The organism is Pantoea sp. S18, from assembly GCF_045689705.1.
Taxonomy (GTDB): Bacteria; Pseudomonadota; Gammaproteobacteria; order Enterobacterales; family Enterobacteriaceae; genus Pantoea; species Pantoea symbiotica.
On record NZ_CP142689.1, the window covers coordinates 904,787 to 929,209 of the forward strand.

Sequence of the window (24,423 nt, forward strand, 5' to 3'; positions counted from 1 at the left end):
CTTACGAAGGCCGGTTTGTAGGGTCGCCATTTATGGCGACCACTCTAACAAATAAAAAAGCCACCCAACTCTGGGTGGCGAAATACAATTAATCAGATGCATAACAACGATATTCGCGAACACTCATTCCTTAAGCATTTCACGACAGCTATTTTACCCTGCTGGCTAATTTATTCTGTCTTCACCGTTTAAAGATAATGTAAAACTCATCTCACCATTTAACGCTTTAACTACAGCTACCAGGTTTTACCGATATTAAACTGGAACTGCTCCGACTTATCGCCCTCATATTTCTTAATCGGCAACGCATAAGAAAACACCAGCGGACCCAGCGGTGACTGCCATTGCAAAGCCACGCCGCTCGACACGCGAATATGGCTCGGATCACCATAATCAGGAATCCCCGCCGCTTTGGTGGCCGCAGTGTTTTGCCAGCCGGTATCCCAAACTGTACCTGCATCGACGAAGAATGAGGTACGCAACGAATCGGCATAGCGCTCGCTGACCAACGGCGTTGGCACAATCAGTTCTGCGCTTACCACCGCCATCGCATTGCCGCCCACCGCATCATCTGATTTCTCTACCGGACAAGCCCCGTAGCTACTTTCGCTGCCGCTGCAGCGGTAATAGGCGGCTTTTGGCCCGATGGTGTTGGAGGAGAATCCGCGTACCGAACTGGAGCCGCCGGCATAGAAGTTGTCGTAGAACGGCACTTCTTTGCCGCCTAAGCCGTCGGCGTAACCGGCTTTACTGCGACCCATCAGCACCCAGCGATGATCGCTGCTCAGCGGCAAGTAGCCATTGGCGGTCAGCGTACTTTTGTAATAACTGTTGGTGGAACCTGGAATCGTCACTTTGGTGTTGAAACCGGCGCTCACGCCCGAGGTAGGGAAGAAGCCGCGATCCAGTGAGTTGTAGCTCCAGCCAATATTCCAGAAGAAATCGTTGGCGGTAAATTTGTCTGCAACGGTGGCATCGTCATCGTCGTCATCGCTGGTGATGACTTTTGGATGAATGCCCTGCGAACCCAGATAACGCCACATTGCCACCTGCGGCGCCATATTGCTGACGCGGTTGTAGACGTAATCCAGCCCGCTGTTCACGCTGCTGTTTTCCCCGATCGGGAAGCTTAAGGTGCTGCCCGCGCCGAAGCTTTTCAGCGTGTATTCGGAAAGATCGTTATCTTCGGCACTGTAATCGTTATAGAACAGCTTGCCGCCCAGACTGACGCCATCCACAGTGAAATAGGGATCGGTGGCGGCGATTTCGACATAAGTTTGATAGCTGTTTTTCGTGCCGCTAAAACTTACGGTGTTGCCGGTGCCCATCCAGTTATCCTGGCTGACGCCAAGCTGATAGCTGATGCCGCTGTCGGTGCCGTAGCCCAATCCAACATTGAAAGTGCCGGTATTGCGCTCTTTCACTTTGTACACCACGTCAACCTGATCCGGGCTGCCCGGCACGCGCTGTGTATCGACATTTACGCTCTCAAAATAGCCGGTACGATTAAGCCTTGCCTTGCCCTGCTCCACCTGATTGCTCGCCAGCCACGCGCCTTCCATCTGACGCATTTCACGACGAAGCACCGCATCTTTCGAAGTGTCGTTGCCTGAAAAACGCACCTGTCGCACCGAGAAGCGTCGCCCGGCATCGACATTAACGTGTAACTGCACGGTTTTATCGCTGTCGTTAATTTCCGATTGGGTATTCACCTGCGGGAACGCATAGCCGTATCGACCGAGCAGGCTTTTAATCGCCTCTTCGTTTTCAGTGATTTTTGCCCCGCTGTATAAGGTGCCCGCTGGCAACTGCGCCAGTTTTTCAATTTCGGCGGAATAGCTAGCCATATTTCCCGTCAGCGTTACGCCGCTAACATGGTAAACATCGCCTTCATGAATATTTATCGTAACGTAAAGATGTTTTTTATCCGGCGTTAAACTGACCTGTGTGGAATCGAGATTAAATCGTGCGTAGCCGCGATCAAGATAATAACTGCGCAGCGTCTCTAAATCGCCCGAGAGTTTCTGCTTCTGATATTTCTGGTCGGCGATGAAATTCCACCACGGCACATCATCGCGCAGTTGGAAATGCGAAATCAGTTCATCCGATGAAAAAGCTCGGTTGCCCACAATGTTAATTTGCTGAATTTTTGCTGACACACCTTCGGTGAAAATGAACTTCAGATCGACGCGATTGCGCGGCAATGGCGTGACCACCGCTTTGACGCTGGCGGTGTATTTCCCGGCGCTGTAATAAAAATCCTCCAGCCCTTTTTCCATATCCGCCAGCGTGGTGCGATCCAGCGCTTCACCCACGCGCACGCCCGAGGCATCAAGGTTCTGCTTGAGCTGATCCTCTTTAATCGCTTTGTTGCCAGAGAACGAGATGCTGGCAATCGCCGGGCGCTCTTTAACTTTAATCAGCAATGCATCGCCATCTCGCAGCACCTGCACATCTTCAAAATTGCCGGTGGCGAACAGCGCACGGATGGTGTTGCGAATATCATCATCATTGACGCGGTCGCCAATACGCAGCGGCATAGGCAGCAGCGCCGCGCCGGGTGCAACGCGCTGGAGCCCAGCAAAGTGAATATCCTTTAGGGTGAAATCATCTGCACCAAAGGCGGTGGTGGTTACCATGAAAAGTAACCCGGTTAACATCTTCTTCATCTGTTGTGAGCCTGCCGTTTTTCCTGTGCCTGAACCACATAATAAACGGGCTGAACACGCGGTTCAGCCCGTTAACTGCGGCGATATGTTCCGGAAAAAAGACCGCTGAGCCAAAGGTAAATTCAGCGCGACCCACGGATTTTCGGTTGTTTTACAATAAGGTGGAAAGCTCCTGCTGAAATCTGCTCACAAGAATTACCCTTCTGCCGTTACCGGCTGAAAGGTGCGGCGATTAAGGCTGGTGAAAATCACCAGCAGTGCCATCATCACCAGCTCAACGCCGAGCGTACCGGTGATTGCCGCCAGATGATTGCCATGCGTGTAGATCTGCGTGAACACACCGCCCAGCAGCATCGGGCCTAAACCCAGCGCCGACTGCTGTACCGTTGACAGCACCGCGCTGCCCGCGCCCGCCTGATGATGCGGCACGCCGCTCATGCCAATGCGATAGAAGGTGCTGACGATAAACGACTGACCAAAGCCAATCAGTACTGTCGCGGGGATCAGTGTGAAGATACCGACCTGCGGCCAGGCGAGTTGAAGCGTGGCGATCAGTGCCAGCAAACCAACCATCTGAATACCGCAGCCCATCAGCAAGGCACCGCGCTTACCTAAACGCTCAACGATACGCGTCGATTGCATCGCCCCGATAAAATAGGCCACGCCCAGCGCGATAAACGCATTCCCGGACTGAAACGCCGTCAGTCCCAAACCGGCCTGCAGCGTTAGCGCGACCGAGAACATAAAGCCGCTCCAGCAGGAGAAGAACAGCACCGCTAGCGTCAGACCAAATCGCACGCTCGGCAGACGCAGCAGTGAAGGCGGCAGCAGCGGCGCGCCGTTGGCCGCTTCCAGACGCAGCGAACTCTGGCGCAAACGATGCAGAAACAGTGGGAACAGCACCAGCAGCAAGATGCACGGCCACGACCAATGCAGCAGCGGACCGAGCGCCAGTGCCAGCATCAGGCAGCCAATCGCGCCCGCCAGCAGCAAGGTGCCACTGACATCCACCGGCACGCGTTGGGTGTTCTGTGTTTCCGGCACAAAGCGGCGCGCGGTGATCAGCACAAACAGGCAAATCGGCAGATTGATCAGGAACACGCTGCGCCAGCCGTAGCCGCCGATATCCGCTTTGATGAGAAATCCGCCCAGCACCTGACCGATGATAAACGCCAGCCCGCCAATGCCGCCGTACAAACCAATGGCGCGCGCATGCGCTCTGCCCTTCAACGTAATGTGCAGCGTGGCGAGAATTTGCGGCACGATAAAGGCCGCGCCCACGCCTTGTAGCGCCCGAGCAAACATCAACAGGCCAACGCTGTTAGCGATGCCGCATAATAAAGATGCAATACCAAAGATCCATACTCCGGCGAGGAACACGCGGCGGCGACCGTAATTGTCACCGAGTCGCCCACCCATCGCCAAACAGATGGCAAAGGCGATGCCGTAGACCGCGACGATCAGCGCCAGCTCGATCGCCGTGGCCTGCAGCGTGTGGGCCATCGCGTCTAACGCTACGTTAACGATAGAAAAATCAATCATGGGCAGCAGCTGCCCGGCAAGCAGGACCATCAATCCTGTGCGTTGAAGTTGCGATGTCTGCATCGGTTTTACCTTGTTTTTGCTGTCAGTACGGCATAGCATCACCTAACCATTAAACGGGTACCAGTTCTTGTTTATCATGGTATAAATACTACCCGTCTTGTCGAAGGATCTGCTTATGAGCCTGGCATCTGCGCCTGTTACCACCGAACAAAACAACCGCAAATTACTTGGCACTTTTCTGCGCACGCGCCGCGAAAACCTCGATCCTAATCGGCTTGGTTTGCCGCGCATGCGCCATCGCCGCACGCCGGGTTTACGCCGTGAGGAAGTCGCGCAGTTAGCGGATGTTGGCGTGACCTGGTATACGTGGCTGGAACAGGGACGTGATATTAAAGCCTCGCCGAAAACCCTGACGGCGATTGCCAGCGCGTTGCAGTGCAACGATGTGGAAACGCAGCACCTGTTTTCGCTTGCGGGACATGCGTTGCCATCGGTGCGCGTGGTGGCAGCCTGCTGCAAAATTGCTGCGCACAATCAGCAGATGCTCGACGCTATCCAGTTACCGGCAATTATTGAGACACCGCGCTTTGATATCCTCGGCTATAACGCCGCGTGGTGTGCCTTGATGGGCGTGGATTTGGGCGAGATCGCGCTGGAAGATCGCAACTGCATCTGGCTGGCATTCAATCATCCCGCATGGCGCAAAGCCATCAGTGACTGGGATGAAGTGATGCCGCAGATGGTGGCGATGTTTCGCGGGCAGATGGGCGAGCACCTTGGCGATCCGCACTGGGAAAGCTTTCTTGCCCGCCTGTTAAACAGTTCAGATGAGTTTGCGCACACCTGGCAGCGCTATGAATTGGGCCAGGTGGAGAATCGCGTCAAACGCTTTTACCGCGACGAAGTGGGTGAACTGACGCTGCGGCAAAATAACTGGTGGTCAGCGTCGCGCAACGGCGATCGCCTGCTGGTGTATGTGCCGGACGATGAAACCAGCGCCGCGGCACTACAGCAGTTGATCAATCCCTGATGCGCTATGCCTTGCTGGTCAGCGCCGGAATCGGTGTCTGCGGGCGGGCACTAGTTAACAGAATCTGACCCAATAAGCTGTCTTTGTTCACCACGCCATATTTCAGGTTGGTATCGAGATATTTGCGATCAAATCCCGTCAGTTTGGTCAGCGGCGGCAACACTGCTGGCAGACGATCCACCATCAGCATGCGGCTCAGCTTCACCGGGCGCCACTCCACCAGACTTTGATACAGCAACGCGCTGGCCTCGCATTTACGCAGGTAGAAGTTGTACTGATTGTTCTCACGCAACGCCTGCTGCTGCGCGATATACACCACCAGATAATCCGGTGGCGTAATGCCCTGAACAATGGTTTCGTAATCAGGCAGCGCGAGCAGACGACGGAAAAATTCATCGGCGCCTACTTCCACAATCGGCCGGAAAAAATGCAGCCAGCGCGCAATAAAGGCGTTATTTTTCGGCGCGGCCAGGAACCAGGATTCGATCACCGGATAGGCTTTATCCAGTGTGGAACTGTCGCGGTAGAAGGCGATCAGGTCATAACGATCGTCCACATTCACCGCCAGCAATTCGTCCATTGTGCGGTTGAGAATGATGGTGGCATCCATCCAGATTCCGCCATAGCGATGCAGCAACTCCAGCCGGATCACATCACTTTTATGGGAAGGACGCATATCCTGATGCACGAAGTGCAGATCGGGCAGATAGTGCTGGATGTTCAGGTTATTAATGACCGTTACCAGATAACCGGAATTTTCACGCACGATCTTGTCGACAAAAATCTGCACTTCTCGCGGCAGCGTTTCGCTTTCCCAATACATCCAAATCTGACGCGGAATGGCCGCAGGTGCGGTCTGGCGCGCAACCAAATTAATATCCTGCTCTGCGGCGGGATTGTAATCGGGCAGCGTTTGGCGTTTGGTCAGCTTTTTTTCCGCCAGTAAACCTAATGAGACCAGATGGGTTTTAAATTTATTCTTTTTCATCGTTTCTCCAGCAGCATAGCCGCCAGTTAACTACTTATTGCTGTTAAAAAAAGGCACACATCAGCCCTGCACGTAATGCTGCAGAAAGCCGATAAAAGCCCGGAAAATTGGCTCAAAACTATCAAACAGCCCTCATCGCGACAATTTAATAAACCCCGAAAACCTCACTTTAAGAGAATACGCAGGTATTTCGTGGGACTGCGCTGGCTTTGTGAAACGTTACGCAAAGCCGAACAACTTAGGTGAACGGTTAAAAATAATACTGGATATATAAACAGTGATGCGTATACTTATTCAACAGCTACAAGGCTGAGTAAGTCTGCAAGAGGTGATAATGATGATGATCTCAACGGAAAGTCTGTCTGCTTTGAATGCATCGATGATGATGAGCAGCCGCGAAATTGCCCATGTCACGGGCATCACGCACGGCGAAGTGAAGCGCCTGGTTAAAAGCCTGGAAACCGCACAGCGTCTTTCCCAACCTTTGACGGTGAATCTGTATGAGCATCAGGGTGAAGTGCGTCAGGAGTTTCATCTCAACAAACGCGATTCATTACTTGCCGTTGCCCGGCTTTCGCCTGGCTTCACTGCGGAATTACTCGATCTCTGGCAGCAGCGCGAACAATTTACCCATCTGCCTGATTTCACTAATCCGGCGGAAGCGGCCCGCGCCTGGGCGGAACAGTTTGAGCAGCGCCGGGCGGCTGAGCAGCAACTCGCGTTGTCTGCACCCAAGGCTGAATTTTTTGATCGCTTTGTTGAGATCGAAGATTCGCTCGGCTTTCGTCAGCTGTGCAAGATGTTGAAGGTCAAGGAAACCGAGTTTCGTGAGTTCCTGTTAGAACGCAACATCATGTATCGCGAAAAAGGCACGCTGGCACCGCAGCAGCATCATTTGCAAGCGGGTTATTTCACCTTACGATCTGGGCGTGGCGAGAATCAACATGCTTTCTCACAAGCGCGTTTTACCGCCAAAGGCGTGAAATGGGTGGCCAGTTTATGGGCGGGACATCTGTCGGCTCAGCCGAAAAGTGTGGCTGCTTGAGGGGAGATTCGGGCCGCCATGAATGGCGTAATGCTCGTCAGTTAAGCGCCTTTCGGTCACCATAAATGGCGACCCTACAAAGGTTTGGCGCGTTTTTCGTAGGGTGCGCATTCATGCGCACCTGCATACATATGCAAATCAATGTTCAACTGAGCGGCATTATGCCATTCATGGCGACCCGACGAATTACAGTGTCATCAGCATCTCATGCCACGCCATGCCGCCGTGGTCTGACTCGGACGGTTTGACGTACTGATAGCCCCATTTTTTATACAGCTCGACGTGCTGGGTTTTGCACATCAGATGAATGGTTCGCTTATCCATTTTCTTCATCAGGTCGATAAACTCGCGCATCAGCAGCGACGCATAACCTTTGCCCTGATAAGCAAGATCAAGCACCACCGACATAATTACGGCGTTCGGTGCTGCGGGATCGTGGCCGATTAACTCTTTGAATGCTTCATCCGACATCACCACATCCCACGCGCAACCGGCGTTGATGAAACCAATCACCTTGCCCTCGGTTTCCAGACATAAAAATCCCTGCGGATACTGCGTGATGCGGGTAGCAATCTTTTCACGCGTGGCGGCTTCATCACCTTCATAAGCCTCAATCTCAATCGCGTAACAACGATCCACATCGGCCAGGCTGGCTTCTCTAAATACTAACGTCGACACAACTAAACCTCTTCGAGTCACTCCTGAACAGCGGTCATTCTAACAGGCCGAATGTCCCGGTGCGCATAAATGCGTACAAGGTTGCCATTAATGGCAACCCTACGGGATTTGCAACGATTGTGAGTTAAGAATACGCACTGCTGCTGCAGCGCGGGTGTTGAGGCGACATCCCAAACCGTTGAGCGAATGAGGGATTCCAGGGCGAGCCGCATGGATGCGGCGAGAGGTGGCGCTGAGCAGGAGCGAATCGACACCGGTCCGTCAGGAATCGTGAATGAGTGAAGGTACCGCGAAGCGGCGGGTTGGGCTGGCGCAAGGCCCGGGAGTGCAGAGGGCGCGGCCAGGCGCTCTCTGCTCGGTCGCCGCACGTAGGTATTGCAACTGCCTCAGCAAATGGCGAACGAAAGTTGCTCTGTGCTAAACTGAGCGGCCTTACGCCATTCATGGCGACCAAAAATTGTTACTCCAGCGTCACAACTCGGTTTTCCCGCGCACTGACAAAAGCCGCATCCAGCACCGCTAACACTTCAATCGCCTGCTCAGTAGTCACCGGCGGTTCGGTGCCGTTGCGCACCGCGTCGGCAAACGCTTCATAATAGGCATGATAAGCGCCCTGCTCCGATGGCACCGCTTCGTCGCCTTCAGCATGATGCAAAATGCCCCAACGATCGCGCTGCTCGTAGCCCCAACCCGCTAAATCATCCACCGGACGTTTACCGGCAAAAATCGCCTGCGCCTGCACATCAGTGCCTTGCGACAGATAGCTGCCCTTTTCGCCGTACAAGCGCAGTTCGCGGCAAACCATGCGATTGAGTTTGGTGGCAGAAACATAGGAGTGCGTGCCGTTGTGATGCGTTAGCGTCAGCACAAAACTGGCATCGGTAGGACCTTCCAGTAATTCGACAATATCCAACTGCGCATACACCGATTTCACCGGACCCATCAGCCAGATAGCCTGGTCCACGATGTGGCTACCGAGATCGCGCAAAAGCCCGCCAGTTTCACCGCCTTCCAGCGTCAACGCGTCATCAAAATCCATGCGGTTATGCAAGCGCCAAACTTTGCCAACTTGCTGTTGTTCAATGACTTTCTTCAGCGTCAGAATATCAGCGTCATAACGGCGGTTGTGATAGACGCTCAACACCACGCCTTTAGCAGCGGCCGCAGCAGCCAGTTCCCGCCCGGTTTTGGCATCGGGTGCGAAGGGTTTATCCGCGATCACCGCCACACCGGCGTCAATCGCTTCCAGAACCAGTTCACGGCGGGTTTGCGGTGGCGTAGTGATGGTGACGATATCCACGCCCGCCGCCAGCATTTCAGTCAGGCTGGCGAAGATCGGCACATCGGGATAGTCCGCATTTGCTTTTGCGATGGTCGCAGGCGCGCGTGCAACAATGCCCGCCAGCTCTAATCCGTTTGCTGCTTCAATGAAAGGTGCGTGGAAATGTTTGCCGCCGGTACCGTAACCCACAATGCCAATTTTCATGCTGTCTCCGTGAAAGATCGTTAGTGTCGAGGCTAATGATAGTTGCTGTAGCCTGAGCGGGTAGAATTTAATAAATCACATGTATTAAATTTTTATAGTTCTGAACGTTTTTTTTACGGCTTTTTTACGGGCAGGTCGGATAACTTATTTTCATCGACAGCGTGAAGGATGTGTATCAAAGAAAATAATGAGCGGCATCATTCAATTATTATTACGCCACCCTCTTTCAAATCCCCTGCCAGATATTAATAACGGGCAGATTAAGCAACGGGTAAAAAATATGTCAGGCTTAATATTGGTATCACACAATCAAAACAACCACTCAACGCTTTCATGTATTTATGAAAGTATATTGACGCGGCGTGGGGGCATGTGGGTGAAATGGAGTGGCGAGTTTGAATCTTTTACCACTGAACCTCATCGTGAGCTGAATTTTACTAGCGGTAAACACTTCGACACGCTGACTTTCCGCTTAACCAAATCAGAATATGAAGAAGGTTATCACCAATATATCCATCAGGGATTATGGCCGGTATTTCATCAGCGTCCCGATATGGCGCGCTTTTCTACCAGCAGCCAAATCGGTTATATGAAACTGAATGAAACTTATACACGCGCCATTAGTGAATATGCCATGCCCGATGATGATATTTGGTTACAGGATTATCACCTGATTCCCAGCATTAAAATGCTGCGCGATGTCGGCCTGATAAATCGCATTGGTTTCTTTTTCCATCAACCTTTCCCGGCGGGACAATCATTTGAATCGGTGCCGAACTGGCGCTATCTGGCCGATTCCCTATTATGCGCCGATCTGATTGGTTTCCAGACCACCCACGACATGAACAATTTCACCGCCTGGATTGAATCCCGATTCCGTTGCGAACGCCAAACACCTTACACGCTGCGTATTCATGGCCGCCAGATTCGCGTCGGCGTATTCCCGGTGGGCATTGATACCACCGAAACCAGCGCGCTGGCTGAAAGTAATAGCTGCCAGTATATGGAGCAGCAGTGTCGCGACACCCTACCGGAGAATCTCATCCTCAGCGGCGGGCATTTTGACGACAGCACTGGCACGCCCTACCGTATTAGCGCGATAGAAGTTTTACTGCGTCAACACGAGGAGTATCACCACAAGTTTTCGTTGGTGCAGCTGGCTTCAGCGGCGTCAGGCTACAGCCATCGCATCAAGGCGTTGTCGCGCGATTTAGAAACCCGCTGCGGCGAAATGAACGGCGTGCACGGCGAGCTGAACTGGTATCCGGTGAGTTATTTGAGCAATCACTATTCACGTGAAGAGCTGTACGGATTTTACCGTGCGGCGCGCGTGGCGCTGGTTACACCACTGATAGCCGGAATGAGTTTGATGGCGAAAACCTATGTCGCCGTGCAGGATCATGCTAATCCCGGCGTGCTGATTTTGTCGCAGTTTGCCGGCGCCGCCGAGCAAATGCAGGGCGCGCTGTTGGTGAATCCTTACGATCCCGACGCCATCGCCGATGCCATTCATACCGCGCTCATCATGCCGCTTTCAGTGCGTCGCGAACGTCACGCCAGCCTGCTAAAAAATCTGCATCTGCATGATTGCCACAAATGGGCTGAAAGCTTCATTTACGCTCTGGAGCCACGAGAACAGGAATTCGATTTAACGCTAAAGTCGAGTGCGATGATTTCCAATGGTTTTAGCGGACGATTGCGTTATTGATTCAAAATGGATGAGGCCGCCTGCGGGCGGCCATCATCCCGGACGTTATTGCGCCGCCGGAAAATTACGCTTTATCGGCGCAAACTCTTCCACGCTTTTCCCCAGCAGACGTTGCGGGCGGTAATCGCTGAGCAGGTCACTTGCTACATCGCTGACGAGCTCTTCAGCCACCAGCTTGCCAATCAATGGTGAAAGCGTGATGCCGCTGTGCGTTACCGCCACATAGACGCGCTGATGTGCTGTGACATAACCGATTGCCGGTAAACCATCGGCAGGTCGGGCACGTTGGCCTACGACGATTTGTTCAATTTGCAACTCGCCCGCATCCGCAAACAGCGCGTGATAACGCGCGCGGAACTGCGCGGCGATATCGCTGGTGATTGATGGTGGTGCAGCAGAATCGGCCAGGTGATCCAGCTCTAACGCTTGCAGCAGCAAACGTCCGCCGCCGTCCGGGCGTACGTTGAGTTGCGGAGAGATGAGATTGGCACTGAGCGACAGCGGCTGCGGCGCGGTGCGCACCAGAAAACTGCAGGCCACGGCGTTCGGTTTGCTGGTATCCAGCAACGCCAGGTTGAGTCCGAGTGAATTCAGCAGCTGATTGGCCCAGCGTCCGGTGGCTAACACGATACGATCGCCCTGCCACTGCTCGCCGTTTTCCAGATCCAGCGTAACGCGATCGGCACTTTCACTGATGCTGTTGATACGCTGATGCTGATACAGCAGCGCGCCGCGCGCTTTCGCTTCGGACCATAAGCGCGCCAGATAGAGCGCCGGATGCAGCACCGATTCTGTCGGGAAGTGCCATACGCTGCCGCTAATGGCCTGCGCCTGCAGCTCCGGGATATCGCGCAGCACATCTGCGGGCGACGCTTCACGCGCCACATATCCCGCTGATTGCAGCGACGTCGCACGCTGCAGCAGACGTTGCTGCGCATCGCCCTCGGCGGCCCATTCCCATGTACCGCCGGTTTCCAGCCAGCGCAACCCGTTCGGCTGCGCGTGCTGCAATTTGAGATGCTCTTCCATCGAGAGCGCATTAAGCAGGTGATAACTTTGCGGCTGTTTACCGTTGGAGTTCACCCAGGCAAACGTGGTGCTGCTGGTGCCCGCACCAATGTGTTGTTGTTCGAAAACGGTGACTTCAACGCCCTGCAACGCTAAGGCGCGCGCCACCGCTAATCCGATAACGCCGCCGCCAATAATGGCAATTTTCTGTGCTGTCATAATGGGCTCCTGAATTGAGTGCCGCTATCATAACAGCCTGGCTGAGCGTAAATTGCTATTACTAAATAGGGATAATTTATCTGGATATAAGAATTTCATCTTTATCCGGATACTTAAATTATACCGATGTCAGAATCTTCCCATCAGCAAAATAGGCCAACAAATTCTCCAGCACATTATTGGTCATTTGCGCACGCGTTTCATGAGTTGCACTGGCAATATGCGGCGTTAAAAGCACATTTTCCAGTTCACGTAGCGCGGGATTAATTTTCGGTTCATCCGGATAAACATCCAGCGCGGCACCTTTAATGGTTCCCTGTTGCAATGCAGCGATCAGGTCGGGTTCATGGATTACCGTGCCACGCGCAATGTTGATCACTACGCCCTGTTTGCCGAGCGCCGTCAGCACTTTGGCATTTACCAGCTGAAAATTCTCTTTGCTGCCCGGCAGGGCCAGCACCAGAAAATCGCTAAAGTCAGCAAGTTGCTCGATGTTGTCGCAGCGCTTAAAGCTGACGTCTTTCGCCGAACGCGCGGTATACGCCACCTCCATGCCAAACGCTTCGGCACGGCGCGCAATCGCTAAGCCAATCGCGCCCAATCCGGCGATACCGATTCTTTTTCCGCTGGCGCGGCTGGAGAGCTCAACGCCGTTATTTTCCCATGCACCGGATTTGGCAAACTGATGGTAAGCCACCAAATTACGCGAGAACGCCAGCGTTAACGTCAGCGCCAAATCGGCGACATCGTCTGTCAAAATGTCACGTGTGATGCTGACCTGAATATCGTGTGCGGCCGTGTATTTCAGGTCGATACGATCGGTGCCGACGCCGAATACGGCAATCGCTTTACACGCTGGCAATTGCTCCAGCAGTGCAGTTTCAACCCCGACATCGCCACGCGTGACGATGGCTTTGATTGCTTTACCATGCTGCTGAATAAATTGCGCTGCGTCTTGCTGCTCATATAAGCGATGGCAGTGGAAATGTTGCGTGAGTTTACTATCTAACTGCGGCATCAGCGGCTGAATAATCAGCACGGCAGGTTTGGTATTCGTCATTTTATTGTCCATTAGCGGTATTTATTTACCACCAGCCTAACGGAGTTATTTATGTTACGGCGTTGCTGTTACTTATTTCGCTAATAAGATCACGCTGAAATAAATGCCATGCAGCAGCATAGCGATTCAATCGTTGCTAAATTAGAAAACGAAACTTGTCTAATGCGCTTACTGTCATCGGTAAACCTTGTCGTAATAGCGAGTCCAGATAAACCGTGACGCCCATTACTGGATGTCTGAAACTGGCTCGTTGCGCACTCACTGCTTTCAAAACCAGCGCCTGATTCAAGTCGAACAAATCCATGATGAATTCGTCAGGGTGAAGGGCTTCAATATCGAATTCAGCCATCAGCTTTCCTGGGAAATCCTTCAGGTTCATGGTGACAATGACTTCAGCCTTGCAGCGTATAGCAGCCGCGACAACATGGCGGTCATCAGGATCTGGCAATGTAATGCCTGCAATAAGCGATTCAAATCCCGACACCATTGCGTCAGGAAGCGCTTTATTCATCAATGCCTGAGTTCGTAGCAACTGATCGTCAGTGATCTCTGGTCTGTTGATACGTAAATTACGCTGCCATTCATCCTGAATGGTGGCCGTCCATTTTGGCTGGTATAACCCCGTCAGACCGAGACGAAGCAAAACATCGCGCAGTATCGATGGATACAACACACACGCATCCAGTACAACCGCATAAGGTGAATGGTTCATCAGTAGAAATTGAGATCCTGTCCCTGGTCGGCCAATTCCTGCATTGCCTCATTACTCTCTTGCGCACGTTTATCTTTGAATTGCATAAGATCAGCAAAAAGCACTCGACGATGGCGACCTGTTTTATGGTAGGGAAGCTGACCTTGCTCTAACAGTTTCACCAGATGTGGGCGTGAAACGTTTAAAATATTCGCCGCTTCCTGCGTAGTTAATTCTGCGTGTACAGGAACAACCTGAACCGCATTTCCCACCGCCAACTCACCTAAAACAGCCATCAGTAGTGTCAGAGCTGACGTTGGCAGTTCAATCTGATGCGTTTCGTTGTCTGCATCCTGAATAGTTATTTTTTGTGTTTCCTGCTTGGTGGATAGATACGTTGCGAGCTCCCTCTGTCCGCGCAAAGCGGCCTCAATCTCCTTCGGAGCCGGAAGGCTCAAGCTATCCAGAATTGAGTTTTTCATGCGTTTTCCAATTAATTGTTTGTGGTTGCTAATTGCAGTCACAGAATAATAATCGCAATAAACGAAACAAGCAACATTCGAAATAAACGAAACGTAGATTAACCACACGGCCCTCGCTGGCGAACTCACCTTACGCAGTCTACGGTTAATCAAAAAGCATAAAAAATTCACCAACCATGGATAGCCATTATGACCACCCATGTCGACACCACAGCACATCAGACAAGCGAACTCCTTCAGCTGCAGCAAATTTTACAGGCGCATCTTGAACATTTATTGCCTGCGGGACAGCAAAGCGATCGCGTGCGTGCCGCGATGCGTGCCGGTACGCTGGCGCAGGGTAAGCGCATCCGTCCTTTATTACTGCTGCTGGCAGCGCGCGATATGGGTTGCGAGCTGACGCAAAATGGCGTTCTCGATCTCGCCTGTGCAGTGGAAATGGTACATGCGGCATCGCTGATTCTGGATGACATTCCCTCGATGGATAACGCGCAGATGCGTCGTGGTCGCCCTACCGTACACCGCGAGTTTGGTGAAAACGTGGCAATCCTCGCCGCCATCGCGCTGCTGAGTCGCGCATTTGAAGTGATTGCCATTGCACCCGGTTTGCCTGCCATGCATAAGTCTGAAGCGATTGCCGAACTCTCTGCTGCCGTCGGCCTGCAAGGTCTGGTGCAAGGTCAGTTCCAGGATCTGCACGACGGTGCGCAGAGCCGCAGCCCGGAAGCGATCGCCCTGACCAACGAACTGAAAACCAGCGTGCTGTTTCGCGCTACGCTGCAAATGGCGGCGATTGCCGCTGACGCTTCACCGCAGGTGCGGCAACGTCTTAGCTTCTTCGCCCAGGATCTCGGCCAGGCGTTTCAGCTGCTCGACGACCTCGCCGACGGTTGCAAACACACGGGTAAAGATGTGCATCAGGATCAGGGCAAATCCACGCTGGTACAGATGCTCGGTGCTGACGGCGCGGAACGTCGCTTACGCGATCACCTGCGTAGCGCCGATGCACACCTTGCCTGCGCCTGCCATCGCGGCATCGCCACTCGCCAATATATGCACGCGCTGTTTAATCAACAGCTAGCGATGTTCAACTGAGCGCGGCTCCGCCGGTGGGCCACTTTGCGGTGATCGCGCCGCCGCTTTACAGCCACTTTCACGCGTTGCAGGCGTTAGCACAAACGCTGCTGCCGCGCGGCCATCGCATCACATTCATCCAGCAAGCTGATGCCCGCACTTTGCTTAGCGACGAACGCATCGATTTTGTTGCCGTCGGCCAACAGACGCATCCTGCCGGCTCGCTGGCGCCCGTGTTGCATCGGCTGGCTTCGCCGGGCGGCCTGTCGCTGTTTCGTGTGATCAACGATCTGGCGTCCTGCACCGATATGCTGTGCCGCGAACTGCCTGCGGTACTGAAAGCGTTGAACATCGATGGCGTGATCGCCGACGAAATGGAAGCGGCAGGTGGATTGGTTGCTGAAGCGCTGCATCTGCCCTTTGTTTCGGTGGCCTGCGCCTTGCCGGTCAATCGTGAAGCCGGGATTCCGCTGGCGGTGATGCCCTTCCGTTTTGCACAGGATGAGAAAGCGCTGAAACGTTTTCAGGCCAGCAGCGATATCTATGATCGCATCATGCGTCATCACGGCGAGGTGATCCTCAAACACGCGCGGGCGTTTAATTTGACGGAGCGGCGCGGATTACATCAGTGCCTATCGCCGCTGGCACAAATCAGCCAGATGGTGCCGGCCTTTGATTTTCCACGTCAGCAATTGCCCGCCTGCTATCACGCCGTGGGACCACTGCGCGTCCCGGTTTCTCCTGCGCCGATTCATGCGCCTTGGCCGGCGCTGCGCCAGCCGGTGGTTTATGCCTCGCTGGGTACGCTGCAAGGCCATCGATTCCGGCTGTTTCTGCATCTGGCGCAGGCGTGCCGCCAGCTGCGGCTGTCGCTGGTGATCGCCCATTGCGGGGGATTAAACGCCGAACAGACGCATCAGCTGGAGCTCGCTGGCGCGGCGTGGGTGACGGATTTTGTCGATCAACGTGCCGCCCTGCAGCACTCACAGCTGTTTATCACTCATGCCGGTTTAAACAGCGCGCTGGAAGCACTGGAATGCGGCACGCCGATGCTGGCGCTGCCGATTGCTTTTGATCAGCCCGGCGTGGCGGCGCGCATTGAGTGGCATGGCGTCGGTCGCCGCGCATCGCGCTTCAGCCGCGTTCATCAACTGGAGCAACATTTGCAACAGCTGCTAACCGACGATCGTTACGCGCTACGGATGCCAGCGATACAGGCACAACTGCAGCGCGCAGGCGGTTGCCAGCGTGCGGCTGACATCGTCGAGCAGGCGCTGTGCCAGCAGCAAGTTGTGCTGGCGGAGGCGACCTGATGCGCGCGCAATACGATGTGATTTTGGTCGGCGCTGGACTGGCGAATGGCTTGATTGCGCTGCGCCTGCGTCAGTTGCAGCCGCAGCTGAAATGCCTGCTGCTGGAGAGCGACGCGCATCCGGCCGGTAATCATACCTGGTCGTTTCATCACAGCGATCTCAGTGCCGAACAACTGCGTTGGCTGCAACCGCTGATTACGGCGCGTTGGCCCGGTTATCAAGTGCGTTTTTCTGCGCTGCGCCGCAATCTGGATGGGGATTATTGCTCCATCGCGTCAGGCGATTTTGCCCGGCATCTTTACGCGGCGATGGGTGACGATCTGTGGACAAACACAGCCGTACAACAGGTAAAACCCACGCAGGTGACGCTGGCGGATGGTCGTGAGCTTGATGCGCAAGTGGTAATTGATGGTCGCGGCCTGCAGCCGACGCCGCATCTGCAGCTGGGTTATCAGGTGTTTCTTGGACAAGAGTGGCAGCTGGCGCAGCCGCACGGCTTGCAACAGCCGATCCTGATGGATGCCACCGTCGATCAGCAAGCGGGCTATCGGTTTGTTTACACGCTGCCGCTCAGCGCCGATCGGCTATTGATTGAAGATACCCATTACGTTAACCAGCCCGCGCTGGCAGAGCACACCGCTCGTCAGCACATCGCCGACTATGCCAAACAGCAAGGCTGGCGGCTTAGCACGCTGCTGCGTGAAGAGCATGGCATTTTGCCGATTACCCTGAGCGGCGATATCGATCGATTCTGGCAACAGCAGCGCGGCCAACCGTGCAGCGGCCTGCGCGCCGGGCTGTTTCATGCCACCACCGGTTACTCCTTGCCGTCCGCCGTGGCGCTGGCGGAGTTAGTAGCAGCGCTGTTGCCCACCGATGCCAGTACGCTCAGCCAATACATCGAACGCTTTGCCCGTCAGCAGTGGCGCGAGCAGCGATTTTTCCGCCTGCTGAACCGCATGCTGTTTTTGGCCGGCAAGCCGCAGCAGCGCTGGCGCGTGATGCAACGCTTTTACCGGCTTGATGCCGGGTTAATTAGCCGCTTTTACGCCGGGCAACTGCGCCTGCGCGATAAAACGCGAATTCTGTGCGGCAAGCCGCCGGTGCCCATCGGTGAAGCGCTGCGTGCGCTGTTGAATTCTGTCGAACCAGGGAAGAAAAAATGAAACGCACTTATGTGATTGGCGCAGGCTTTGGCGGCCTGGCGCTGGCGATTCGCCTGCAAGCGGCGGGCATACCAACCACCTTACTCGAGCAGCGTGACAAACCGGGCGGACGCGCCTATGTGTTTGAGGATAGCGGCTTTACCTTCGATGCCGGACCAACGGTGATCACCGATCCCAGCGCGATTGAAGAGTTGTTCACGCTGGCGGGAAAATCGCTAAGTGATTACGTCGAGCTGATGCCGGTAACGCCTTTCTATCGCCTGTGCTGGGAAGATGGCAAACAGCTCGATTATGACAACAATCAGCCGCTGCTGGAGCAGCAGATCGCCACGTTCAATCCGCAAGATGTTGCAGGCTATCGTCAGTTTCTCGCCTATTCGCGCGAAGTGTTTAAAGAGGGTTATCTGAAACTCGGTACGGTGCCGTTTCTGCAGGTGCGTGACATGCTGCGCGTCGCGCCGCAGCTGGGGCGTTTGCAAGCCTGGCGCAGCGTCTACAGCATGGTGGCGAAATTTATTCAGGACGATCATCTGCGTCAGGCATTTTCCTTTCACTCATTGCTGGTGGGCGGTAATCCTTTTGCAACGTCATCGATCTATACCTTAATTCATGCGCTGGAGCGTGAATGGGGCGTGTGGTTTCCGCGTGGCGGTACCGGCGCGCTGGTGCAGGGCATGGCGCAACTGTTTGAGGACCTGGGCGGCGAGCTGTTACTGAATGCCGAAGTGAGCCAGCTGGAAACCAGCGGCAACCGCATTAGCGGCGTTCAGTTAGAGGACGGACGACGCTTCGATGCCGCTGCTGTGGCCTCCAATGCCGACGTGGTGCATACCTACGACAAACTGCTGCGCCATCATCCGCTGGCAATCAAACGTGCGACATCGCTGAAGCGTAAGCGCATGAGCAACTCGCTGTTTGTGCTCTATTTTGGCCTTAATCAGCCGCATGAACAGCTCGCGCATCACACCGTCTGTTTCGGTCCGCGCTATCGTGAGTTGATCGATGAGATTTTTAACAGCAGCCAGCTGGCAGAAGATTTTTCACTTTACCTGCACGCGCCCTGCAGCAGCGATCCGTCGCTGGCACCGCCCGGCTGCGGCAGCTTTTATGTGTTAGCGCCGGTGCCGCATCTCGGCACCGCTGACATCGACTGGCAACAGGAAGGACCGCGCTTGCGCGATCGAATTTTTGCTTATCTGGAGCAGCACTACATGCCGGGATTACGTCAGCAATTAGTGACACACAGAATGTTTACCCCGTTTGATTTTCGCGACACGCTGCATGCCCATCACGGCTCGGCGTTCTCGCTGGAGCCGATTTTGACGCAAAGCGCCTGGTTCCGCCCGCATAACCGCGATGCCGATATCAGCAATCTTTATCTGGTGGGTGCCGGTACGCATCCGGGCGCGGGCGTGCCCGGTGTAATCGGTTCGGCCAAGGCCACCGCCAGGCTGATGCTAGAGGATCGCGCCGAATGAATCGACAGCCTTTACTTGAGCAAGTGACACAAACCATGGCGGTCGGCTCGAAGAGTTTCGCCACCGCCGCCAAGCTATTTGATGCACCGACGCGCCGTAGCACGCTGATGCTCTACGCCTGGTGTCGTCACTGCGACGATGTGATTGATGGGCAAACGCTGGGTGAAGGCGGCACGCAGCATGCTGTCGAAGACGCGCAGGCACGTATGCAGCATCTGCAGATTGAAACGCGTCGCGCCTACAGCGGTGCGCACATGGATGAACCGGCGTTTAGGGCGTTTCAGGAAGTGGCGATCATTCACCAGCTGCCTCAGCAACTGGCGTTTGATCATCTGGAAGGCTTCGCCATGGATGCACGCGACGAACACTATGCCAGCTTCGACGATACGCTGCGCTACTGCTATCACGTCGCGGGCGTGGTCGGTTTGATGATGGCGCGCGTGATGGGCGTGCGCGACGAAGCGGTGCTCGATCACGCCTGCGATTTAGGACTGGCGTTCCAGCTCACTAACATTGCGCGCGATATCGTTGAAGATGCCGAAAATGGCCGCTGCTATCTGCCACAAACCTGGCTCGATCAGGCGGGATTACGCGCCGATACGCTGACAGCGCCGCAACATCGCGCGGCGCTGGCCACGCTGGCAGCGCGTTTAGTGACGGAAGCGGAACCCTATTATCACTCGGCGCGATCCGGCTTACCGGGCTTGCCGCTGCGCTCGGCGTGGGCCATCGCTACGGCTCGCGGCGTTTATCGCGAAATTGGGGTGAAAGTTCAGCATGCCGGTGTGCACGCCTGGGATTCACGTCAGCGCACCAGTAAAGGTGAAAAACTGGCGCTGCTGGTGAAAGGGGCAGGTTTGGCGATCACTTCGCGCGTGTCTCGTCCTGAACCGCGTCCGGCTGGTCTGTGGCAGCGTCCTCGTTGATTTTACGTCCGTGACGCTGGCGCAGCGTGGCTTGCAGCTTATTCAGCGGTGGCGCGTAGAGGAAACCAAATGACACGCAGCCTTCACGCCCGCGCACCGCATGATGCATGCGGTGCGCCATGTATAAGCGCTTAAGATAGCCTTTGCGCGGGATGTAGCGGAACGGCCAGCGTTGATGCACCAGGCCATCGTGCACCATGAAGTAGAGCGCACCGTAAGTCGTCATTCCGGCACCAATCCACTGCAGCGGCCACATGCCTTGCACACCGACATAAATCAGCACAATCGCCAGTACCGCAAACACCACCGCATAAAGATCGTTGAGCTCAAACTTACCGCTGTGCGGTTCATGGTGCGACAAATGCCAGCCCCATCCCCAACCGTGCATGATGTATTTATGCGACAGCGCCGCGACGATTTCCATCACCACCACGGTTGCCAACAAGATAAGCACGTTCCATAACCAGAGCATTGTTCGTCCATTTGTGGAAAAGGGAAATACTAAAGGTGGACGCGGATGAGCGATGGCGCAAGCTGAGAAAATAATTACAGATCATCCAGCGTTACGTTTACAGGCTGCGGATTTCGTAAGCGCTCACGCACTATCTCCACTAATTCGGCGTCTTCATCACTTAATAAGGTTTTCTTAAAAGGCAGTCTTTCATTATCAGCAATGTATTCCAGGGTCTGGCGCAATGCCTCTGAGGGAGTAATGCCCATTTTTTCAAGCGCGGCGAAAGCACGCGCTTTTAAATCATCATCGATTCTGAGATTAATATTGGCCATAAACTCACTCGCTGTAATCACGTTTGTGCGCACAATTTTCATCTTTAATTCATCCTTATGCAAGCCGCAATTCCTGTTGATGATCATGGACGTGATTTTCAAAAAGTCCCAATCTGCTTCTTTCACCTGATCAGTAAATTGAAGAGGAAAAGCGCTTAAATGTTAAAAATCGTCTCTAAATCCATTGATGAACAACCTGTTCAGGATAATGTTTTACAACGTCCACAAGATAAAAACCTGCCTGATTCTGGTGATGTGATTAAAACTGGAAGATTGTCCGCAGAAGAACTCAGCGGCTTGCAGGAACTTAACCGAATTTCAGATCTGTGTGGGCTTTTGTCAGATGAGTACAGGACCTTCTAGCCGACTTTACATCTCCCCACTCACTCGTTAGTATTGCCCTCCTTTCAGCGGTCAATCGCCGCTGCGTAAGCGTTAACGTCAACCAACGCACCATAAGCAGACTCGGTCTGCCTCATTGCTATGGTGCGAAAATATGACCCATACCGCGTTATCTGCGAATCCTGCTCTGCGTCGTTCTGGTTTTTTCCTGTTCTTACTGCTGCTCACAGCGGCCAACTTGCGCACGCCAATTACCGCGGTCGGCCCGGTGCTGGAAAACATCCGGCTGACGTTTGGCTTGAGCGCCAGCGCGGCGGGCGTGATCAACTTCTTGCCGCTGTTGATGTTCGCTACCTTAGCGCCACCCGCCGCGTGGTTCGGCAACCGTTTTGGTCTCGAGCGCAGTTTATGGGGCGCATTGCTGCTCATCACGTTGGGATCGATTCTGCGTATCAGCGGCAGTGAATCTGCATTGTGGGCGGGAACCATCATCCTGAGCTCGGGGATTGCGGCGGCCAACGTGCTCCTGCCGCCGCTGATTAAGCGTGATTTCACCGAACACACCGCGCGATATGTTGGCTTGTACGCGATGACCATGGCAATCACCGCCAGCATTGCGTCGGGCGTGGTGGTGCCGCTGGCAGAGCTGAGCAGCGCGGGCTGGCGACTCTCATTAGCAGTGTGGCTGGTTCCGGCGATTGTCGCGCTGTTAGCCTGGCTGCCGTACCTGAAAAAACCCGCCTCTCAGGCAAAAAACAGCGCCAACAGCACGTCAACGCGCTCACCGTGGCGCGCGGCCTTAGGCTGGCAGGTTTCGCTGTTTATGGCCTGCCAGTCGCTGGTGTTTTACACCCTGATTGGCTGGTTTACGCCTTTTGCGCAAGACAGCGACATTAGCCAGCTGGAAGCGGGCGGCATGCTGTTCGTCTATCAAATTGTGGCCATCGTTTCGAATCTGGCCTGCATGAGTGCACTGAAGAAAATGCGCGATCAGCGGGCGATTGGTTTTCTCGCCTCACTGTCGATTTTTGTCGCTGTCGCCGGACTGTTATTGGCACCGAATTATGCGCTGCTGTGGCTGATTCTGGCGGGATTAGGCGCTGGCGCATCAATGGTGATTTGCCTGTCGCTGTTTAATTTGCGCACCCATGATCATTTGCAGGCGTCGAGATTGTCAGGCATGGCGCAGTGCGTCGGTTACGGATTAGCGGCGCTGGGCCCGCTCTGTTTTGGCCTGCTGCATGATGTCAGCGGCAACTGGCAGTGGCCGCTGATGCTGCTGTTAGTGATTGCGGGGTTGCAGATGATTGTGGCTACGCTGGCTGGGCGTGCGCGGGTTATTTAACCTGGAAATCATCCAGCGTGGTGCGGGTCAAGGGATCCTGCTGGGTGGCGCTTAAAAGCGAATCGAGCAAACCCGGAAAACGGGCATCGAGATCGTCGCGTCGCAGCGACAGCAGGTTTTCACGTCCTGAGGGTTTCTGCCAGATAATGCCGCCCTCACGCAGCACGCGCCAGTGATGAGTTAAGGTGGATTTGGAGACGCCTTTCAGCAACGAGCCGCAGGTGTGTTCACCGCCGTCCGCCAGAATGCTGATCACCGTCATGCGCATCGGATTGCCCAACGCCGCCAGCACATTCTCTAGCCTGATTTCGTCGCGCTGTGGGTGGTTTTCCAGCATGGCGTGCCTCTGAATAGTGGATAGAACCACGAATTATCAGGCAGGCAAGGCTTGATGTACAGAACACGGCGAGCGGTTGCCCGCCGTGGGTTTGACATTACTGGCTAATGGTTTGCTTGAGCGCCGCAATCGAGGAGGTCACGCCCGCTTCCACCGACATGGTGAGATCTTCCATCTCCAGCGATACCCAATCGTTGTAGCCCATCATGCGTACCACCGAGAAGAACTCTTTCCACCACTGCAGATCCTGGCCGCAACCAACGGCAACATAGTTCCACGCGCGATTGGCGACATCTTCCACCGGCTTGGTTTCCAGCAGACCGTTGATGTCCACCAGCCCGCGCTCCAGACGCACATCTTTGCCGTGGCAGTGATGAATTGCCGGGCCAAGCGCGCGCGCTGCGGCAATCGGGTCCGCGCCCATCCACAGCAGGTGGCTGGGATCGAGGTTCAGGCCGACCATATCACCGACCGCGTCGCGCAGACGGAACAAGGTTTCCGGATTCCACACCAGCATCGAACTGAAATTCTCCAGCGCAAACTTCTCCACGCCGCTGTTTTTGGCGCGCTGCACCAGCCCCTGCCAGTAAGGAATCGCTACCTCATTCCACTGATAATCGAGGCAGTTTTTCAGCGTCGGCGGCCAGCTCACGGTATAAGTGATCCAGTTTGGAATGGTGTCGTGCGGGCTGGCGGGCGGCAGGCCGCTCATCATCACGATTTTCTTCACGCCCAATTCACCGGCCAGCGCTAGCGCGTTTTCGGTATCACGCTTGTGCTTGCTGCCCAATTCGCCCGGATCGAGCGGATTACCCGACACGTTCAGCGCCGCAATCGACATGCCGCGACTCTCCAGCGCCTGCAGCAGCTGTTGACGCTGTGTGGCACTCGCCAGCAACTCTTCGGTACGCAGATGCGGTGCCGGTGACCAGCCACCGGTCGTCATCTCAACGCCGTAAACACCCAGTTCCAGCAATTTATCCAGCATCTGTTCAAACGGCAGATGACCCAGGCTATCAGTACAAAACGAAAGTTTCATGGCATTCC

The 24,423-nt window shown here is 54.6% G+C and carries 23 protein-coding genes; 10 read left to right on the forward strand and 13 right to left on the reverse strand.

Features of this window, described 5'->3' with window-relative positions; genetic code table 11:
• Positions 1 to 236: 236 nt before the first annotated feature.
• Both bamA and VIJ98_RS24115 read right to left on the reverse strand, forming a co-directional pair.
• Positions 237 to 2,669, reverse strand: coding sequence for an outer membrane protein assembly factor BamA (bamA, locus tag VIJ98_RS24110; protein ID WP_323271747.1), 2,433 nt, complete (start codon positions 2,667 to 2,669; stop codon positions 237 to 239).
• A gap of 195 nt (positions 2,670 to 2,864) precedes the next feature.
• Positions 2,865 to 4,274: an MFS transporter gene (locus VIJ98_RS24115; RefSeq protein WP_008108065.1), complete on the reverse strand. Its 1,410-nt coding sequence runs from the start codon at positions 4,272 to 4,274 to the stop codon at positions 2,865 to 2,867.
• A gap of 115 nt (positions 4,275 to 4,389) precedes the next feature.
• Here VIJ98_RS24115 and VIJ98_RS24120 point away from each other — a divergent pair, with 115 nt between their 5' ends.
• The gene (locus VIJ98_RS24120) at positions 4,390 to 5,244 is read left to right on the forward strand and encodes a helix-turn-helix transcriptional regulator (protein ID WP_323271748.1); all 855 of its coding nucleotides are present in this window, start codon (positions 4,390 to 4,392) and stop codon (positions 5,242 to 5,244) included.
• 4 nt (positions 5,245 to 5,248) lie between these two features.
• Here VIJ98_RS24120 and VIJ98_RS24125 read toward each other — a convergent pair whose 3' ends face one another.
• Positions 5,249 to 6,232 carry a capsular polysaccharide synthesis protein gene (locus VIJ98_RS24125; protein WP_323271749.1) on the reverse strand — a complete coding sequence of 328 codons (984 nt, stop codon included), beginning with the start codon at positions 6,230 to 6,232 and terminating at the stop codon, positions 5,249 to 5,251.
• Positions 6,233 to 6,569: 337 nt separating this feature from the next.
• Here VIJ98_RS24125 and VIJ98_RS24130 point away from each other — a divergent pair, with 337 nt between their 5' ends.
• Entirely contained in the window at positions 6,570 to 7,277 is a 708-nt protein-coding gene (locus VIJ98_RS24130) for a phage antirepressor KilAC domain-containing protein (protein ID WP_323271815.1), read from the forward strand.
• Between the two features lie 186 nt (positions 7,278 to 7,463).
• On the opposite strand, the gene VIJ98_RS24135 is transcribed toward VIJ98_RS24130, so the two are convergent.
• Entirely contained in the window at positions 7,464 to 7,955 is a 492-nt protein-coding gene (locus tag VIJ98_RS24135) for a GNAT family N-acetyltransferase (RefSeq protein WP_323271750.1), read from the reverse strand.
• Between the two features lie 460 nt (positions 7,956 to 8,415).
• Positions 8,416 to 9,441: a Gfo/Idh/MocA family oxidoreductase gene (locus tag VIJ98_RS24140; protein WP_323271751.1), complete on the reverse strand. Its 1,026-nt coding sequence runs from the start codon at positions 9,439 to 9,441 to the stop codon at positions 8,416 to 8,418.
• A 280-nt stretch (positions 9,442 to 9,721) separates the two neighbouring features.
• On the opposite strand from VIJ98_RS24140, the gene VIJ98_RS24145 reads away from it, so the two are divergent.
• Positions 9,722 to 11,149, forward strand: coding sequence for a trehalose-6-phosphate synthase (locus tag VIJ98_RS24145; protein WP_323271752.1), 1,428 nt, complete (start codon positions 9,722 to 9,724; stop codon positions 11,147 to 11,149).
• Positions 11,150 to 11,194: 45 nt separating this feature from the next.
• Here the strand turns inward: VIJ98_RS24145 and VIJ98_RS24150 are convergent, their stop codons facing one another.
• From VIJ98_RS24150 to VIJ98_RS24165, 4 genes are all read right to left on the reverse strand, one after another.
• Positions 11,195 to 12,376: an FAD-binding oxidoreductase gene (locus VIJ98_RS24150; RefSeq protein ID WP_323271753.1), complete on the reverse strand. Its 1,182-nt coding sequence runs from the start codon at positions 12,374 to 12,376 to the stop codon at positions 11,195 to 11,197.
• 118 nt (positions 12,377 to 12,494) lie between these two features.
• A complete protein-coding gene (locus VIJ98_RS24155; RefSeq protein WP_323271754.1) occupies positions 12,495 to 13,436 on the reverse strand; it encodes a 2-hydroxyacid dehydrogenase in 942 nt (313 codons plus the stop codon).
• 136 nt (positions 13,437 to 13,572) lie between these two features.
• Positions 13,573 to 14,148, reverse strand: a complete 576-nt coding sequence (locus tag VIJ98_RS24160; protein WP_312665431.1) for a PIN domain-containing protein — start codon at positions 14,146 to 14,148, stop codon at positions 13,573 to 13,575.
• The gene (locus VIJ98_RS24165) at positions 14,148 to 14,609 is read right to left on the reverse strand and encodes a helix-turn-helix domain-containing protein (RefSeq protein ID WP_061719050.1); all 462 of its coding nucleotides are present in this window, start codon (positions 14,607 to 14,609) and stop codon (positions 14,148 to 14,150) included. The genes VIJ98_RS24160 and VIJ98_RS24165 overlap by 1 nt, the downstream gene beginning before the upstream one ends.
• Positions 14,610 to 14,798: 189 nt before the next feature.
• Here VIJ98_RS24165 and VIJ98_RS24170 point away from each other — a divergent pair, with 189 nt between their 5' ends.
• From VIJ98_RS24170 to crtB, 5 genes are read left to right on the forward strand one after another with little or no spacing between them, the layout of a single operon-like run.
• Positions 14,799 to 15,704, forward strand: a complete 906-nt coding sequence (locus VIJ98_RS24170) for a polyprenyl synthetase family protein (RefSeq protein ID WP_323271755.1) — start codon at positions 14,799 to 14,801, stop codon at positions 15,702 to 15,704.
• A gap of 14 nt (positions 15,705 to 15,718) precedes the next feature.
• Positions 15,719 to 16,996 carry a glycosyltransferase gene (locus VIJ98_RS24175; protein WP_323271756.1) on the forward strand — a complete coding sequence of 426 codons (1,278 nt, stop codon included), beginning with the start codon at positions 15,719 to 15,721 and terminating at the stop codon, positions 16,994 to 16,996.
• Positions 16,996 to 18,162 (forward strand): lycopene beta-cyclase CrtY, encoded by a 1,167-nt coding sequence (crtY, locus tag VIJ98_RS24180; RefSeq protein ID WP_323271757.1) that lies wholly within the window; start codon positions 16,996 to 16,998, stop codon positions 18,160 to 18,162. The genes VIJ98_RS24175 and crtY overlap by 1 nt, the downstream gene beginning before the upstream one ends.
• A complete protein-coding gene (locus VIJ98_RS24185; RefSeq protein WP_323271758.1) occupies positions 18,159 to 19,640 on the forward strand; it encodes a phytoene desaturase in 1,482 nt (493 codons plus the stop codon). The genes crtY and VIJ98_RS24185 overlap by 4 nt, the downstream gene beginning before the upstream one ends.
• On the forward strand, positions 19,637 to 20,566 hold the full coding sequence (gene crtB / locus VIJ98_RS24190; protein ID WP_154156597.1) for a 15-cis-phytoene synthase CrtB: 930 nt from the start codon (positions 19,637 to 19,639) through the stop codon (positions 20,564 to 20,566). The genes VIJ98_RS24185 and crtB overlap by 4 nt, the downstream gene beginning before the upstream one ends.
• Here crtB and VIJ98_RS24195 read toward each other — a convergent pair.
• On the reverse strand, positions 20,505 to 21,038 hold the full coding sequence (locus VIJ98_RS24195; protein WP_154156598.1) for a sterol desaturase family protein: 534 nt from the start codon (positions 21,036 to 21,038) through the stop codon (positions 20,505 to 20,507). The genes crtB and VIJ98_RS24195 overlap by 62 nt on opposite strands.
• A 74-nt stretch (positions 21,039 to 21,112) precedes the next feature.
• The gene (locus tag VIJ98_RS24200) at positions 21,113 to 21,352 is read right to left on the reverse strand and encodes a type II toxin-antitoxin system RelB/DinJ family antitoxin (protein WP_036649391.1); all 240 of its coding nucleotides are present in this window, start codon (positions 21,350 to 21,352) and stop codon (positions 21,113 to 21,115) included.
• Between the two features lie 159 nt (positions 21,353 to 21,511).
• On the opposite strand from VIJ98_RS24200, the gene VIJ98_RS24205 reads away from it, so the two are divergent.
• Both VIJ98_RS24205 and VIJ98_RS24210 read left to right on the forward strand, forming a co-directional pair.
• Positions 21,512 to 21,715 carry a hypothetical protein gene (locus VIJ98_RS24205; RefSeq protein WP_323271759.1) on the forward strand — a complete coding sequence of 68 codons (204 nt, stop codon included), beginning with the start codon at positions 21,512 to 21,514 and terminating at the stop codon, positions 21,713 to 21,715.
• Between the two features lie 133 nt (positions 21,716 to 21,848).
• Complete coding sequence (locus VIJ98_RS24210; RefSeq protein WP_323271760.1) at positions 21,849 to 23,039, forward strand: MFS transporter; 1,191 nt, start codon at positions 21,849 to 21,851, stop codon at positions 23,037 to 23,039.
• On the opposite strand, the gene VIJ98_RS24215 is transcribed toward VIJ98_RS24210, so the two are convergent.
• Positions 23,032 to 23,376 carry a helix-turn-helix transcriptional regulator gene (locus tag VIJ98_RS24215; protein ID WP_110867017.1) on the reverse strand — a complete coding sequence of 115 codons (345 nt, stop codon included), beginning with the start codon at positions 23,374 to 23,376 and terminating at the stop codon, positions 23,032 to 23,034. The two genes, VIJ98_RS24210 and VIJ98_RS24215, sit on opposite strands and share 8 nt — an antisense overlap.
• 97 nt (positions 23,377 to 23,473) lie before the next feature.
• Positions 23,474 to 24,415, reverse strand: a complete 942-nt coding sequence (locus VIJ98_RS24220) for a sugar phosphate isomerase/epimerase (protein ID WP_323271761.1) — start codon at positions 24,413 to 24,415, stop codon at positions 23,474 to 23,476.
• Positions 24,416 to 24,423: the final 8 nt, after the last annotated feature.

Coding starts and splice junctions, on each gene's coding strand:
- VIJ98_RS24215 (WP_110867017.1), bottom strand. CDS start 23,376: ATGCTGGAAAACCACCCACAGCGCGACGAAATCAGGCTAGAGAATGTG.
- VIJ98_RS24145 (WP_323271752.1), top strand. CDS start 9,722: ATGTCAGGCTTAATATTGGTATCACACAATCAAAACAACCACTCAACG.
- VIJ98_RS24150 (WP_323271753.1), bottom strand. CDS start 12,376: ATGACAGCACAGAAAATTGCCATTATTGGCGGCGGCGTTATCGGATTA.
- VIJ98_RS24195 (WP_154156598.1), bottom strand. CDS start 21,038: ATGCTCTGGTTATGGAACGTGCTTATCTTGTTGGCAACCGTGGTGGTG.
- VIJ98_RS24160 (WP_312665431.1), bottom strand. CDS start 14,148: ATGAACCATTCACCTTATGCGGTTGTACTGGATGCGTGTGTGTTGTAT.
- VIJ98_RS24170 (WP_323271755.1), top strand. CDS start 14,799: ATGACCACCCATGTCGACACCACAGCACATCAGACAAGCGAACTCCTT.
- VIJ98_RS24220 (WP_323271761.1), bottom strand. CDS start 24,415: ATGAAACTTTCGTTTTGTACTGATAGCCTGGGTCATCTGCCGTTTGAA.
- VIJ98_RS24165 (WP_061719050.1), bottom strand. CDS start 14,609: ATGAAAAACTCAATTCTGGATAGCTTGAGCCTTCCGGCTCCGAAGGAG.
- VIJ98_RS24115 (WP_008108065.1), bottom strand. CDS start 4,274: ATGCAGACATCGCAACTTCAACGCACAGGATTGATGGTCCTGCTTGCC.
- bamA (WP_323271747.1), bottom strand. CDS start 2,669: ATGAAGAAGATGTTAACCGGGTTACTTTTCATGGTAACCACCACCGCC.
- VIJ98_RS24205 (WP_323271759.1), top strand. CDS start 21,512: ATGTTAAAAATCGTCTCTAAATCCATTGATGAACAACCTGTTCAGGAT.
- VIJ98_RS24210 (WP_323271760.1), top strand. CDS start 21,849: ATGACCCATACCGCGTTATCTGCGAATCCTGCTCTGCGTCGTTCTGGT.
- VIJ98_RS24130 (WP_323271815.1), top strand. CDS start 6,570: ATGATGATCTCAACGGAAAGTCTGTCTGCTTTGAATGCATCGATGATG.
- VIJ98_RS24155 (WP_323271754.1), bottom strand. CDS start 13,436: ATGACGAATACCAAACCTGCCGTGCTGATTATTCAGCCGCTGATGCCG.
- crtB (WP_154156597.1), top strand. CDS start 19,637: ATGAATCGACAGCCTTTACTTGAGCAAGTGACACAAACCATGGCGGTC.
- crtY (WP_323271757.1), top strand. CDS start 16,996: ATGCGCGCGCAATACGATGTGATTTTGGTCGGCGCTGGACTGGCGAAT.
- VIJ98_RS24140 (WP_323271751.1), bottom strand. CDS start 9,441: ATGAAAATTGGCATTGTGGGTTACGGTACCGGCGGCAAACATTTCCAC.
- VIJ98_RS24185 (WP_323271758.1), top strand. CDS start 18,159: ATGAAACGCACTTATGTGATTGGCGCAGGCTTTGGCGGCCTGGCGCTG.
- VIJ98_RS24120 (WP_323271748.1), top strand. CDS start 4,390: ATGAGCCTGGCATCTGCGCCTGTTACCACCGAACAAAACAACCGCAAA.
- VIJ98_RS24200 (WP_036649391.1), bottom strand. CDS start 21,352: ATGGCCAATATTAATCTCAGAATCGATGATGATTTAAAAGCGCGTGCT.
- VIJ98_RS24125 (WP_323271749.1), bottom strand. CDS start 6,232: ATGAAAAAGAATAAATTTAAAACCCATCTGGTCTCATTAGGTTTACTG.